Below are 14,906 nucleotides of genomic sequence, written 5' to 3'. Positions count from 1 at the left end.
AATCTATGTGCTATTTTTTTATTGAATTTGAGTTTTAGCTCTATTATCTTCAATAGCAGCAGCTTCCTTTAAAGCAGTATATAATTTAGCCGTTACAACACTTACTTTTTGAGCTTCTACTTGATTGGCATAGGTTTGGTAATTGTCCAACTCAACCGCTGGTGTTACCTTTGTAACTTGAATCATGTAAACACCATTGGCGCCATCAATTAACTGAGAAGTTTCGCCTTCGTTCAATCCAAAAGCAGCCCCAACAATAATAGGCTCTCTACCGGCACCCGCAAGGGTTGGGGATTTCATGGTAACCGCCGAAGCCGTTCTTACCGTGGTGTTTTCGGCAGCAGCCAAATCCTCTAAAGTATTTACGGTTATTCTATCTCTAATAATTTTAGCTTTTTTCTCTTTACGTATCGCAGGTATAGCAATTGCCGACGCATCCTCAACGCTTTGCAGCCCTTCTTTATGCTTTGCCACCAATTGTGCAATAACATAACCGTCAGTCACGTTAAAACGCTTAATCGCGCCTACTTCTACACCTTCTTCAAAAGTCCAACGTACAATTGGTCGTTGGTTACCGACGCCAGGGATATTTTCGTCCAATGCTTTTATACCGTTTACGGGTCGCACCGTAAATTTGTTTTCGGTGGCTATCTCTTGAAAATCGTTTTCTGCTGCTTTTCTTTCAAAGTTGGCGGCATCTCTAAACACTTTTGAAATTGTGGCTTCAGACGGTTCGATTTTACGTGCTATGGTAGCAACTTGTACGGCTCTCTTTTTGTTCTTTTGTCCTTCGATTTCAATAATATGATAACCGAAAATCGTTTTAACCACACCCAAATCACCTACTTTACCTTCAAATTCAAAATCGTTGAATTCCGGCACCATGGTGTTGTACGGATGCCAATCGTAACGTCCTTCGTTTTGAATGCTTCCTTGGTCTGAAGAATATTCTTTTACAAAATCGCCAAACTTAGATTTGTTAGATTTTAAAACAGTTAAAAGACTATCGGCAGTAGCTTTAGCTTGCGCTTCAGATTGTGTAACATCCGGTGCAGCCGATTGGGCTCCTAAAAACGGAATCAATATATGACGTACTTTTGCTGAATCTGGAATTTGTTTAACCGCCGCAACTTTAGATACTTTAAAATACCCATTGTCTTTATATGGCCCGTAAATCTCACCTTCGTTAAGGTTAAAAATACTGTCGGCAACGCTTGTTGGTAACGACGATTTAAAAACAAAACGACTATCAAATTTAATATCGGAGTTTGAGTTAACAAACCTTTCGTTATCCTCTGTTTTAGAAAATCCTGCAATGGTTTCGTTAGCCTTTAGGCCTTCGCTATATTCTTCTCTATCGTTTAATAGTTTTGTTAATTCTTCTTTTATAGCATTTTCATCTTCAATGGTTGCCGCCTCTTTAAACTCAACATATCTGATGTCTCTTGAAGCTTCAACTTCAAATTGCTTTTTGTGTTTTTTGATATACTCTGAAATATCAGATTTTGAAACCTTAATCGTGCTATCTGCAACCGATGAAAAAGGCACTTGCACATACTTAATATCTACTTTATCGCCTTGTAACTTATGCTCTATTGCACCTTCGGCAAGCGTACCTGTTAAACCTGCTTTTACCAAGTTAAAGTAGTTTTGATTTAGGGCATTGTTAGCTAATTGCTTCTCGTAATTTACCCAATCGGCAAAGGTTAATGGCTGACCACCAATAAAACCGGGTTGCGGCGAAAGCTCTTTAAGGTTGGCAATAAATTCGTTTAACTTGTTTTCGTCAAACATACCCGCTTCATTTAAAAACTCAGGATTGGTTGCCATAGCTGTTTTTAACAAATCACGCATTTGATCTTTTTCAATAGAAATCCCTAAGGCTTCGTATTGCGTTTCCATTACGGCTTGTCTCACTTCTTGCTCCCAAACACTGTTCATTACTTGTGTATTTGTCGCCGATGCGCCTGCACGTTTTTGTGCTATTTCCACTTTTTGTAAAAAGTCTTCGCGAGTAATATCCTTACCGTTTATAGTCGCTACGATATTTTGCGATTTAGATGTTAGCGCATCGCTATTTTTAAATAAATCTGCCAAAACAAAAGAAAATAATGCCAATGCTATAATTAATATTAAAAATAGTGAACGTTGTCTAATCTTATTTAAAACTGCCATTTGTAATTAAAATTTAAAAAATCCTGATTTGGGATTTAGCTTATTAAGTTGTTAGTATATAAAATCTGTTATATTGATAAAATACAGTGCGCGAAAATACCATTTTCTATTTAATAATGAAAGCGTTATTTGGGATTTGTTTACTTATAAGATGGAAGATTGATTGACTGAAGACCGATGACTGAAAACCGTTTACTGAACACTGCCAACAACATCAATCTTCATCCAAACATTTTAGCTCTACCAAATCGATTTTAGTGGTTGATACCTCTAAAACAGTAAACTGAAACCCCTCGATAATAACAATATCGGCTTGAGCCGGAATTTGTTCGGTTTGGTTAACAATCAAACCGCCTAAAGTCTCGTAATTTTCATTTTCGGGAAGATTCAATTTGTAGGTTTCATTTAAATAATCGACTTCCAATCGCGCCGAAAGCGTAAAGGTATCCTCATCAATTTTCTCTTCAATTAAATCTACGGTATCGTGCTCATCTTCAATCTCGCCAAAAAGCTCTTCAACAATATCCTCAACCGTCATAATGCCCGATGTTCCGCCATATTCATCCAAAACAACAGCTATACTTTTGCGCTTTTTAGTGAGTACATTTAGCACATCTTTTATGAGCACCGTTTCCGGAATATACTCCACCGGTAACATGGCAGATTTTATGGTTTTGGGTTTTTTAAACAGCTCGAAGGAATGCACGTAGCCTAAAATATCGTCCACCGTTTCTTTGTACACCAAAATTTTGGTGCAACCTGTTTCGGTAAAAAGTGCGTTAAGGGTTTTAATCGACTCGTTAATTTCCACGGCGATAATCTCGGTTCTGGGTATCATCACTTCGCGTGCTTTAACATCGGAAAACTCCAAGGCGTTTTGAAATATTTGAATCTCGGAATCCACATCGTCATGCGCTTCAACCGATTCCATTTGCTCACTAATATAATTGCCCAATTCTATTTTTGTAAAAGCCAATTGAATTTGATCGCCTTCGGTTTTAAAAAGATGTTTGAGTAAAAAATCTGAAATCCAAATAACAAAATCTGAAATAAAGGTAAACAGCACATAAAAAATATAAGCAGGAACTGCCAGCACTTTAATAAGTGTGTTTGAATAAATTTGAAAGAATACTTTGGGCAAAAACTCTGCAGTTATTAAAATAACAAGGGTTGATATAACGGTTTGCGATAATAAACTTAAATCGGTAAGCATGTAATTTACAAAACCCGAAGTGGTGGGCAGTAAAGACTGAAACCAATTAACCAATACATCGCCCATAAAAAAGCCATATACCACCAGCGCTATATTGTTGCCAATTAGCATGGTTGTAATAAACTTTGATGGTTTTGCCGTAAGCCTACTTAATATCTTTGCGAGGATACCGTCTTGCTTTTTTTCAATTTCGATATGGATTTTGTTTGACGATATGTAAGCAATCTCCATACCCGAAAAAAAGGCCGATAGCAATAATGATACAATTATGATAATGGCATAAATGCTCATTTATTTTGAGTTGTTGCTTTTTTCGATTTTTTTGGCAAATTTTCTTCTAAAGAAGAATATAAAAACAGCCAATGCTGCCAACGCAAATGAAACATAGGCGCCGTTTGTGCCGTCATTCCATTTTGAAATCCCATCGTAAATAAATAAAACGGCAAATACTAAATAAGCGTATTGAAAAATCTTAGAATATTTCATTTTTGAATCTTAAATTAAATTACCGCAAAGATAATTAAAATAGGGATGCGGAATTTGATGAGCCCCACTTATTCGTCAAGTGTAATTGTACCCGTTACCTCAAGGACTTCGGCATTAGTAAAATTTTTATTGGAATCGAAACCATTGCCGTTTATTACGTCTAAACCCGTTATAAAAGTTACTGGTTTATTTGTAAATAACCATTCTTTTTTCTGGTCGTAAAACAATTGTTCGGCATACAAGGTGTCGTTTGTACTGGTTGTTATTTTTACATTGCCTTGCAAATCTATAAGGTTAGTTTCACTGTAATTAATGGCGTAATCGGCCACAACCACATTTTTTTTGTTTTCGTCATCCAATAAATCCAAAGTAATTCCATTGGGGAATTCAAAAAAAGGGAAATCCCTGTTTTGATAGTTTAACATTTTCGGGCTTAATAGAATGGCCTTAACCTTACCAGAATCTGTGTGTACTAAATTAATGTTTTCGGCAATGCCTATGGGCTCGTTTTCAGATATGCCCATTTTCTGCACCTCTTTAAAGTTGTCTTTACACGAAAAAAACATAGCCACAACAATTGCTGTGACTATGTTTAAAATGTAATATTTATATGTTCTTTTCATTAACTATATTGAATACATATTCAATACTTTAGTTCTTTTTTCAAACCGATGGCACGGTAACAGAAGCCCCAATCCAACAACCAATTTTAATAACTTCACCAGAATTGGCGGCACTAAATATATCTGATTTAGAAGGTGCTTTGGCCGAATAACTTGTAGCCGATTGTGCTGCTGCACTTTTTAATGTTGGGTCTACACGTCCTGCTTTTCTTGCCTCGTCTGCTGCTAACCAATACACGGCTCTTTTATTAAAAGTGGTATCGCCACAACTATTGGCACTTGCTGCATACATAGCTGCAATTGATAAATGCGGACGGCCATTTGAAGGATTGAGTTTTAAAGCATCTCTAAAATATCCTCTGGCTTGCCCATATCTCCCTTTGCTTTTAAGAATAGTGCCTATTCTATAAGCCAATTTACCTTTTTTATAATCGTCCTTTTCTAAATCGAACGACTGTTTGAAATAGCTAATTGCCTCGGTTTCTTTGTTTTCTTTTAATAACAATCCTGCAACAAAGTATTTTGTGTCTGCAGAAGGAGCCGTTTCATCATAAGCTTTTACCAGTTTAATATATAAAGGGTCATCGGTACATTCTTTATTAAACATTCTGCTTACGGCACGTCTTAACCAAACGGCATCATTTTTAAAGGTTTCAAAGTCTCTTTGATACAGCGGAATTAGGTTTTCGCAATTTGCTCTTTTACCCAATTTACTATCAACACTTTCTGAAATTTTATCGTAAGCTCTTAAATAGCTAGAATACGATTTTTTATATCTGCCTTCTTTACTTGTTAATGGAGTTCCGGCATCTTCTTTTTCAACTAATTTATTTAGTTTTTCAGAGTAGTTTTCAATTTCGCCTTCAATCTTTTCAACAACATCATCGTATTTATTAAATAAATCTTGAGCGGGTTTTTTACCGGCATCAAACAATTCTACCATTAAAGAAAAATAGGTGTATAAACTTTTAGGGTTTGTAAATGTGGCTTTATCTAGCTTATAAGCCGCATCGAAACACTCGTAAAGCTCTGCATCAGTTTTATTTAAAATATCCTTATTATCGTACATGAGTTGACAAGCTTTTGCAGCATATTCACCTTTAGGCGTTTTGCTGGCAAAGTACGTGCCTCTTTCTTCCCATAGTTTTACAAGGTCGTTTACATAGGCTACTTTGTCTGCTCCGGTAGATTTTTCAATTTTATCATCTAAAATTTTCTCACCGTATACGTAAATAGCCCTGTTAAATTTAGGATTACGCTGCCTAAGCTCCATAAATGGTTTATAAGCGGCCTCGTAGTTTTTTGCTTTAGCGTACTCTGTCATAATCGACAGGGTAGCCATATCCTCTTCATTTTGTTGGGCAAAACCAATGCTCAATCCTAAGAATAATAATGTTAATAGTGTAATTTTCGCCTTCATGATAATAGTTTTATGTTGTTAGTCATACTTCCTTTTATTGAACCATCTATCGTTCAAAGATAAGCTTAATTGGAAATTTACAAAATTCTCTTGAATTAAGTTACTGTTTTTGGTTCCGCGCTTACCTATTTCGAAACCTATATTGGCATTAGAAAACACTCTAATATCTCCAACTGGTAAACCTACTCCAAAAGATATGCCAAACTCTTTTATGGATTCGTTATTTATATTTAATCCTGTTTTTTCCGATCGAATACCTGCTCTATAAACAACGCGTTTAAAGTAGCCGTCGAGCGTATTGTAGTTAGGAATAAAAAATCCACCAAACGAAATTGTTGATGCATCTTCATATTGGGTAGCGCTGCTACTGTAAAGTGCATTAGAAAAATTACTGGTTTTTTGAGATGTATACTCACCACCAATAAACCATTTTCTCGGTTCGCCAATTCCGGCACCAAATGAAAATTTAGATGGAATAATTAAATCGGTTTCTTTTAAACCAATGGCTTCAAGGTCCACATCAATAGTGCTTCCCGGGTTTGCAAATTCCTGTCCGGTAGTGGGATTGATTGTTATTGCAGAAAACGTACGCTTGTTTTGCGATGTTAAACTGCTTTCGGGTGAAAATGTAATACCGGAAACCAGCTCTAGTTTTTCCGATAACATCTTTTTATAGGATAAACCAATATTAAAACTCAATCCGCTTAAATCCGATCGGTTAGCTTCACGGGATTGATATTGGGTAAGCACGCCTTCATCATCATAAAGAAACTCAATGGTTGCATTCTGGACATTTCCGAAGTTATAATGGGCATCAACGCCAACACTCAAACCTTTTGCGAGCAAGTACCCAAGTCCTATATATGCTTTATTAACACCGCCTTCGCCTCTAAACCTGTTTACGGGATCTCCGGAATCGTTAAGCGATTCCAGCTTATAGCCCACTGCCGTGTATGGCATTAAACCAAAACCCAAACCGAACTTGCCCATAGGCACAGACAAGGCCAAATAATCAAATGTGGTTGCCGTAGCTTTATCGTTGCCCGAATTGCTTTTTAAATCTATGCTTGAATAACTGCCGCCAACCGTAAATTTAACAGGTCGTGTTTCGTTATTGTAAAAAGCTAAATTTTCGCTCGCATACGACGCCGGATTTCGTAAATTAATATGAATACTATCGGTATAAATGCTCAATCCGCCCATACTTCTATTTTCAACAGTGCCTTTAAATTTAAGGCTCCCAATTCCATAAAACGAATATGGCGAAGCAGTACCTTGTTGAGCGTAACTCTGAATTGCAAAAAACGCAATAAAAACTATTACAAGTTTTTTTATCATTAGTTTGAATTAAATTGTAAAATATAGTTTAGTCCCTCTAAAAGAAAATTAGAGTTGGCAAATATGCTACTTTTTAATTGTTTTGACAAGAAATTAGCATCGCCTCCTGTTAAAATAACTGTTAAATCTGAATATTTTTGTTCATATTCCTTTATCACCCCTTCAATTTCTTTTAAAACGCCATGCACTACTCCAGAATGTATTGAAGCGTTTGTGGAGTTTCCTGTTATGGAATTTGGGATTTCTGTTTCTAATAACGGCAAATTGGCCGTTAAATTATGTAACGATTTATAGCGCATCCGAATCCCTGGCGATATGGCGCCTCCCAAATATTCGTTTTTGTTGCTAACAAAATCATAAGTAATGCAGGTACCCGCATCAATTATTAAAGCGTTATTATCCGGAAATTGATGTACCGATGCACTAACCAATGCTATTCTATCTATGCCCAAGGTTTTTGGTGTGCTGTATAAATTTGTAAAAGGCAGTTTGGTATCAGAATTTAAGAGTATTACATTATAGTGTTTATCGATGTGATTAACGGTTTCCTTCTTTAACTTTCCTACCGAGGATATAATTACTTTTGTAATCGAATTATATTCCTTTTTCAATAATTCAATATGGTTTAAAAGGTGATTAAGTTTAATCACATCCTTTCTTTTAATAGCATCACCCTTAAAAACAGCAAGTTTCACATAAGTATTACCAACATCTACAATTAAATTCATATCCAATTAAAACGCTAAATTTACAAAACCGGTAACAATTAAATTCTTAATTATATTATAATATTAATTTTTAAAGACTCTTGCATCAATTATATACCACAAAACCATAATTTTTTGTATTTTTATTTTGGCGAATAACAAAAATGAATATATATTTGCAACCGCTTTGGCGAGGTACCTTAGCTCAGTTGGTAGAGCAAAGGACTGAAAATCCTTGTGTCCCTGGTTCGATTCCTGGAGGTACCACATACAAACCCCTATTTATAGGGGTTTTTTGTTGTTTAGGGGTTACGTTTGGGGGTTACATTCTTTTAAATTTCTTCTTTAGCGTTAATTTGTCTGCATTTTGTTGGAGCTAGCATACAATATATCCAAATCAAAAAGAAACAACGTTAAAGCATTGTTTAAAACGCTCGTTTAAACAACGGTTTTACTTAAATTAAGATATTAAGCATTGTTTTTTTTAAATTGTTCATATGACAAATATTTGAAAGACTTATGTAAATTAAAATAGTCTTTATTTGCCTTAAAAAACGCTTCATGTACTGTTCGGCAAAATGGCAAATGATTATAAAAATTTTCAAAGAAAATAACATCATTGTTTTTTGTGTTTTGTGTTTTCATAGATATAATATTTAAGATTAATAATTATTCATAATTTAAAGATATATTCACTGCTTACAACCCCCCCCTCAAAAGTTACACCGAGTAAAATTTTGATTAAGTGGCGATGTACACTATTATTCAATTCGAAGGATTTTACCTTACCCCCCCTTTTAATTTTAAAACATTAAAAGATGTGCATCAAACCTTTTATATACTCCTTTTTATTTACTTATTTAATATATATATTATTGGTGCATTTCATTGCATAGGAGGTGTGCATTTCATTGCATAGGAGGTGTGCATTTGTTTGCATAGCTAATTATTTTTTAACTCCCTTACTTTTCCTTTCCCATAGATATGATAATGTACAGAATTTAAAAGATGTTCGTATATAGTTTTTGTATTATAACTATATTCTTCAATATCTCTAGTATCATTAAAATCATCCACAAACTTTTTAAAGCTTTGTTTAGATTCAAAATAAACTTCCCATTCATTCATAAACATTTTCCACAACTCCGGTTTATTCTTTTGTAAAAAGTTAATTGGCCTTATTGCATAATGAATATCATAACAAAGCTTTATTAATTCACTATTAACATTGACATAGCGACTATTTTCATTTCTAACTTCTACACTAATTAAGTTATTCTTCTTGAAAGCTTCTAAATAATTTTTTACTGTTCTACTTTTTACCTTTAAATAAATTAGATTATCCACTATAAAATTAGTGTTTACTAAGATGTATTTTTTATTGTTATGAATTATATGCGGGGTATTATCATGTTTATGAAACTTCTCAACTATAAATGCTAAAACTAAACAGTGATTTGATTTAAAATAATTATCATCCAATCCATTATTTAAATGGTAATCTCTAAAAGCTTTAAAATTAATATACCCTCCATAATAATAATGTGTTTGTGGTATTGCTCCGTTGTTTTTATTATCTTGCATATGGTTTTTTATTATAGGCCATTAAAGTTTTGAACGACTTCAAAGCACTCCTTAGGGGTGCTTTTTTTACATACCAAGGATGCCAGTTTAAAAGCTTATTTCTTTCTGCAGCTGCTTTTGTATAAAAATCATCAAAGACATCAACTATCATTCTGTTTTCATCAAAAACCAACTGAAAAAACACTAACACTTTTCTTTTTTCATTATTTGTAAAATATATAATATCCCCATAAAAAATATTTTCATATTGTGTGGGAAACAAGGCGGTTTCATCCTTAGGGTCATGCGGAAAACAACTCCTAAAATATAAATTAGCTCCTTTAGTTTTTGAGTTAATTTTTTTAAAAGGTTCTAATTCTGTTCGTATTGCTAGTTCATACCTTTCGTGTTTAAGTGTGCTATAAATATCAATACGTTGATCTAATCTAAATTCGATAAAAACCTTACCTAAATATTTAACATCATATACCCACCTCGTAAAATGAAAGTTTTTTAATTGTGCATCCATAACCTACTTATTAGAGTTTAATAAAAGTTCCTTTATTTCACTTCTTAAATAGTAGGTGCGCGCTCCAATTTTTCTAGGGGTTAGTATTTTCTTTTTTTCCCAATTCCAACGAGTTACTGCACTAATTTTTAATTCTTTCTCTAACTCCTTAGTTGTTAATAATTCATCTGGTTCACGCGGTGTGAAGTTTTTCTTAAGATCTTCAAATCTTTCATCTACTCCCTTTAAAAATTTCTCTATTAATTCCTCCGGAGTTGTGTTGTGTGTTTGTGTTACGTCTGCCATAATTTTTAATGTTTTTAAAATTTAACATCAAAGGTGCGCGACGATTTACTTTATTAAAACTCATCTTTACTCATTTCTTAATGAGTAATTTTATATAATTATTTATTATTATAAATAAAGCTTAACTCTTTTTCATTATTAGTATATTGAGCACTACTTCTTTCTATATTTTTATCCAATCTAGTAAATTCATAATCTACTAATTCTTCTTTAAAATTTACCTTTAAAAATTGTCTGTAATCATTAAAAGTAACTTCATTTAATAATTTATTATCATTCATCCAAATATGTATAATAGAATATTTAGCAGTTGGATATTTCCCCTCCCTATATGTAAATCTATTGCCTAATTTTAGTAAAACTTTTTTCCATTTAGGTAAATCCATAAATCTTGTATCCCCATTGATTTCCTCATCCTTTAAAATATCAAGTAATCTCTCTACTGCATTAACCACTATAACATTTTCTAAATACTCAATAGCTATAATTTCGTTTTCTTCAAATACCCAAGGCGACGACAAACCTATAACCTGTTTATCAAATATAAACTCCGGGTATAACTCTTCATTAATTAACCCATAATCATCCCTATTTATAATATCTCTAAAACGAGGAATAAACTCCTCCTTATCTATTATTTTTGAATGAATTTTATTTAAAACCTGCCTTTTTGCTTCATAAGATATGTGCATATCTATTTTACACCTTAACTCCTGTAATGTTAATTCACTAAACCAATCTATACGCGAGTTAAAACGATTTTTAACTTCCTCCATTAACTTTAATTGATTTTCATCCAGTTGAGATAACCAATACCCTAATGGATCATTGTTTTGACGTTTCCAATCTTCCACTGTTTTTTTTAAGCTCATTATTATGTTTTGAACGATTAGAATTAATTAGCGGTTTTTATAACTTTTAGTTTTGTTTCCTTTTGTTGTTTCATTTTTTCTTTTTTCCAAAACTCCTGGAATACTAAAGCATTATCTTTTGCGGTTTTCCTAATATAAGCTAACAACATTCTTTCTGTAGTATGACCGGTGGCAGACATTATGACTGGAGTTGGTAAAACTCCATAATGATTAGTTGCAAACGATCTTCTTGCAGTATGAGTACTTACTAATTTCCATTTTGGATAGGTACCTACTTTTTTGCGTTGAGGTGTTTTCTCTTTTTTATTGCTTTTTGTTTTCTTAGTAATAAAAACAGATCCTTTGCATACTTCGTTAATTCCTGCTAGTTTACAAACTTCTTTTATCCAATCGTTATAACGTTGGTTAGATATTTTGTGTGGAAAATTTCCCTCGTTTCGATCAATAACGCTTTGCACTTGCCAATGAATTGGTAGTATTATTTTTTGCTTTGTTTTTTGTGATTTATACTCTATGAAGTTATTATTGATATTTGAATTATCTAACTTTAATAAATCGCTAACCCTTGCACCAGTCCAAACCCCAATTATTAACCAATTTCTAGCATTGTCTAAATATGGAGTATTAGTCAAATCGAGATTAAATATTTTATCTATCTCATCAGTATTTAGTGTTACAAAATAAATATCTTCTTTAGTACTTCTAAACGCATCACTTTCGACTTCCTTATTAATTTTAAGACCGTATTGCTTAGCATTTTTTAAAATAGTTTTTAAACATTTAATATACTTGCCTATAGTGTTTAAGTTAAGCTTTTGAACTTTACTTAAAAATTGTATAAAGTCAGTATGAAATTTAAGATTTACCTCCTCAATTTTAAAACGTTTTCTTTTTAGTTTTTCAAACTCTATAATTTTATTAAGTGTAGTTACATATAATTTAACTGTACTTTCACTTACTCCAGTAACACCATTCTTTTGAATACGATAAGGCAAAATATCTATAAAGTGATTAGCATAGTCAGACAAGTAAATAAAATCGATATCTGCAGATGACCTGCCAAAAAATACTTCAATTACTTTTGATAACCATTCACTATTTATGGTTTCATTGTTATAATTAGCTTCAATAGTTGATTCTAAAATTTTCGCCTTTAGTTTAGGCAACTTTCGTCTAAGTTGATAATAATTTCTTTCCCCTGTTTTAGATTCAGGTAGTGGAGCTTGTTTCAAATCATCCCAATGCTTCCCAATAATTTTTAATCCTGTAGATTTTTTAAACTTTCCTTTTCTGCCATTTTGCAGAAAAACATTAATAGTGTATTCCTTGTCAGGATTCTTTTTATTAATGTAAAAATTAACTTTTGCCATAATATAAGTTTTGAACATTTAAATATAATCAAAATATTAATTGGGGGTTACGTTTGGGGGTTACATTTTATTAAAAACATTTAATATTTATTAATGCTACTTAATGTAAATAAAATAAAAACCCCTCTAAAGTATTTAATTTTATAGGGGTTTAAGGCATTATATACCTGTTTCAAAAAAAGATATAATTAATAGGGTTTTATTCCTGGAGGTACCACAAAAAAATCCCGAAACATTTATGTTTACGGGATTTTTTGTTTTTAAATACGCCTTCTTGTTTGGACAAGCAAAAAGCACTTCATTAAGCACCAAGCAATCTATTCCTAATTTCCCAACAAACTCTAAATAAGTCAAAGCCGGTTTATATGTTTTAAATATATTTAAGTAGCCCATTTTGAATAATTTTATTTTATATTTAAATTATAAATAAGCATACCAATGGCATTTTTAAAAACAGCAAATTTTGCTTTTATAATTTTTATTCTAATTTTAATAAACTTATTTTTCTTTAACAACCGTAAAACAACCGAAATATATAGCCTACAAAACAGGATATACACGCAAGACACTGTACGTTCCGGTAAGGAATTAGCACAAATTTATTGTAAAATCTGTCATCAATTTCCAGAACCAGAATTACTTGATAAAGGCACTTGGGCTAACCATGTGCTTCCCAATATGGGAATGAGAATGGGGATTAAAATTCCCGGCGTAGATCCATTTGCGGGCACACCAAAAGAAGATCTCGATTTAGTAAAATCGTTAGGCATTTACCCCGATGAGCCAATAATAACCGAGGAACAATGGGCAAAAATTACGGACTACTATTTAAACGAAGCTCCGAATAAACCCCTAAAACAAAACTTAGAATCTAAAAAAATTGACTACCTTTCTTTATTCCAAACCAAAAAGGTTTTTATCAACAACAAAGGCTTCCCAAGAACGTCCATGTTGAAATTCGATGAGTCAAAAAACCTATTGTACGTGGGCGATGCCAGCAACTTAATTTATGTTTTGGATAATACAATGTCTGTCAAAAAAACCTGGAAAATGCCAAGTCCTGCGGTAGACATTGACTTTCCAGCCAATAATTCTCCAAGAATATTAACTATTGGTAAATTTAGTCCTTCCGACCAAAAGTTAGGGAGCCTACTCTATAATAGCACTAGTCTTAAAAATTTACCCAGACCTGTAAGTTTTACTACGGCCGATTTAAATGCTGACCACAAAGAAGATGTTGTAATTTGCGGTTTTGGCCATAACACGGGCAAACTGTTTTGGTACGACAACTTTAACCCAGAAAAAGAACATGTATTAAAGAACGTGCCCGGAGCAAGAAAAGTAGAAATTACCGATTTAAACCATGATGGCAAACCAGACCTTGTCGTTTTAATGGCGCAGGCATTCGAGCAAGTATCCGTTTTTTATAATTTGGGAAATAATATGTTTGAAGAAAAGGTGGTTTTAAAATTTCCTCCAGTTTACGGCGTGAGTTATTTGGAATTGGCAGATTTCAACAATGATGGCCATCAAGATATTCTGTTGACAAATGGCGATAATTGGGATTATTCCATAATTAGGAAAAACTACCATGGCGTTAGAATATATATAAATGATGGCCACGACAATTTCGAAAACACCTTTTTTTACCCACTATACGGTGCAAGTAAAGCCTTGGCAAGGGATTTCGACAACGATGGCGATTTAGATATTGCCGCCTCGGCCTTTTACAACGATCACGATAAACCAGAACAGTCCTTTATATATTTATCAAACGAAGGAAACATGGGGTTTAAAGCGCATGCCACCCCCGAAGCAGCCTCGGGAAAATGGCTAACTATGGATGCCGCAGACTATGATAATGATGGCGATATCGATATTTTTTTAGGATCCTATTTCCATACATTTGGGGAATACTTCAAACAAGTTTCAAAAGGAGTTTCAGATTTCCCGCAATTATTGGTTCTTACAAACAATTTAGAAGAATAAGCATTTAATCACAAAGTAAAGGTTTCAGAATTATTTATTATGGCGGGTTTTAAGAAAACTAAAACCGCGCTATCCGTTACCAGTTTTGCAAAACCTTAAATGGAAGTTTTACAAAAGCTGACCACTGCTATCGCTCCCGCGCCCGTCCGCCAGGGCCCGTGCTTGATTAACGTGCCCTCGTTTCCGCTTCGGTTTGGCACAAAAAAAATCCCCAACAAATCAATGTTGGGGATTTACAAATCCCAAACCGGGTTTAGGATCAAAAAAGGCAACGACCTACTCTCCCACAAATGCAGTACCATCGGCGCTAACGGGCTTAACTTCTCTGTTCGGAAT

Annotated in this window: 14 protein-coding genes, 1 tRNA gene and 1 rRNA gene; 2 read left to right on the top strand and 14 right to left on the bottom strand. The window is 33.6% G+C overall.

Annotated features, from left to right (window positions below):
• Positions 1-18 precede the first annotated feature (18 nt).
• The 7 genes from RNZ47_RS12730 to RNZ47_RS12700 form a co-directional block, all read right to left on the bottom strand.
• Entirely contained in the window at positions 19-2,175 is a 2,157-nt protein-coding gene (locus RNZ47_RS12730; RefSeq protein ID WP_311940650.1) for a peptidylprolyl isomerase, read from the bottom strand.
• A 214-nt stretch (positions 2,176-2,389) separates the two neighbouring features.
• Positions 2,390-3,679: a hemolysin family protein gene (locus RNZ47_RS12725; protein WP_311940647.1), complete on the bottom strand. Its 1,290-nt coding sequence runs from the start codon at positions 3,677-3,679 to the stop codon at positions 2,390-2,392.
• Positions 3,680-3,874: a hypothetical protein gene (locus tag RNZ47_RS12720; protein ID WP_311940644.1), complete on the bottom strand. Its 195-nt coding sequence runs from the start codon at positions 3,872-3,874 to the stop codon at positions 3,680-3,682.
• Positions 3,875-3,942: 68 nt separating this feature from the next.
• Positions 3,943-4,497 (bottom strand): LPS export ABC transporter periplasmic protein LptC, encoded by a 555-nt coding sequence (gene lptC, locus RNZ47_RS12715; RefSeq protein ID WP_311940641.1) that lies wholly within the window; start codon positions 4,495-4,497, stop codon positions 3,943-3,945.
• Positions 4,498-4,537: 40 nt separating this feature from the next.
• On the bottom strand, positions 4,538-5,917 hold the full coding sequence (locus tag RNZ47_RS12710) for a tetratricopeptide repeat protein (RefSeq protein WP_311940637.1): 1,380 nt from the start codon (positions 5,915-5,917) through the stop codon (positions 4,538-4,540).
• 18 nt (positions 5,918-5,935) lie between these two features.
• The gene (gene bamG, locus RNZ47_RS12705; RefSeq protein ID WP_311940634.1) at positions 5,936-7,255 is read right to left on the bottom strand and encodes a BamG family beta-barrel-assembly machinery protein; all 1,320 of its coding nucleotides are present in this window, start codon (positions 7,253-7,255) and stop codon (positions 5,936-5,938) included.
• Positions 7,255-7,983, bottom strand: coding sequence for a type III pantothenate kinase (locus RNZ47_RS12700; RefSeq protein WP_311940631.1), 729 nt, complete (start codon positions 7,981-7,983; stop codon positions 7,255-7,257). Before RNZ47_RS12700 ends, bamG begins: the two co-directional genes overlap by 1 nt.
• A gap of 173 nt (positions 7,984-8,156) precedes the next feature.
• On the opposite strand from RNZ47_RS12700, the gene RNZ47_RS12695 reads away from it, so the two are divergent.
• Positions 8,157-8,229, top strand: a tRNA-Phe gene (locus RNZ47_RS12695).
• A 201-nt stretch (positions 8,230-8,430) separates the two neighbouring features.
• On the opposite strand, the gene RNZ47_RS12690 is transcribed toward RNZ47_RS12695, so the two are convergent.
• The 6 genes from RNZ47_RS12690 to RNZ47_RS12665 all read right to left on the bottom strand — a co-directional run bounded on the left by RNZ47_RS12690 (position 8,431) and on the right by RNZ47_RS12665 (position 12,581).
• Complete coding sequence (locus tag RNZ47_RS12690; protein ID WP_311940628.1) at positions 8,431-8,607, bottom strand: hypothetical protein; 177 nt, start codon at positions 8,605-8,607, stop codon at positions 8,431-8,433.
• A gap of 297 nt (positions 8,608-8,904) precedes the next feature.
• On the bottom strand, positions 8,905-9,546 hold the full coding sequence (locus tag RNZ47_RS12685) for a hypothetical protein (protein ID WP_311940624.1): 642 nt from the start codon (positions 9,544-9,546) through the stop codon (positions 8,905-8,907).
• Entirely contained in the window at positions 9,536-10,054 is a 519-nt protein-coding gene (locus tag RNZ47_RS12680; protein ID WP_311940619.1) for a hypothetical protein, read from the bottom strand. Before RNZ47_RS12680 ends, RNZ47_RS12685 begins: the two co-directional genes overlap by 11 nt.
• Positions 10,055-10,057: 3 nt before the next feature.
• Positions 10,058-10,339: a helix-turn-helix domain-containing protein gene (locus RNZ47_RS12675; protein WP_311940616.1), complete on the bottom strand. Its 282-nt coding sequence runs from the start codon at positions 10,337-10,339 to the stop codon at positions 10,058-10,060.
• A 98-nt stretch (positions 10,340-10,437) separates the two neighbouring features.
• Positions 10,438-11,211, bottom strand: coding sequence for a hypothetical protein (locus tag RNZ47_RS12670; RefSeq protein WP_311940613.1), 774 nt, complete (start codon positions 11,209-11,211; stop codon positions 10,438-10,440).
• A gap of 23 nt (positions 11,212-11,234) precedes the next feature.
• The gene (locus RNZ47_RS12665; RefSeq protein WP_311940609.1) at positions 11,235-12,581 is read right to left on the bottom strand and encodes a site-specific integrase; all 1,347 of its coding nucleotides are present in this window, start codon (positions 12,579-12,581) and stop codon (positions 11,235-11,237) included.
• Positions 12,582-13,019: 438 nt separating this feature from the next.
• Between RNZ47_RS12665 and RNZ47_RS12660 the strand changes: the two genes are divergently transcribed.
• Positions 13,020-14,570: an FG-GAP repeat domain-containing protein gene (locus tag RNZ47_RS12660; protein WP_311940605.1), complete on the top strand. Its 1,551-nt coding sequence runs from the start codon at positions 13,020-13,022 to the stop codon at positions 14,568-14,570.
• Positions 14,571-14,833: 263 nt separating this feature from the next.
• Here the strand turns inward: RNZ47_RS12660 and rrf are convergent.
• Positions 14,834-14,906 (bottom strand): 5S ribosomal RNA (gene rrf / locus RNZ47_RS16285); the annotation flags it as partial.

The sequence above is a fragment of the Hwangdonia seohaensis genome, from assembly GCF_031932625.1.
Classification (GTDB): Bacteria; Bacteroidota; Bacteroidia; order Flavobacteriales; family Flavobacteriaceae; genus Hwangdonia; species Hwangdonia seohaensis.
The sequence above is the reverse complement of the archived record's forward strand: the minus strand, read 5'-3'. Positions and strand labels throughout refer to the sequence as shown.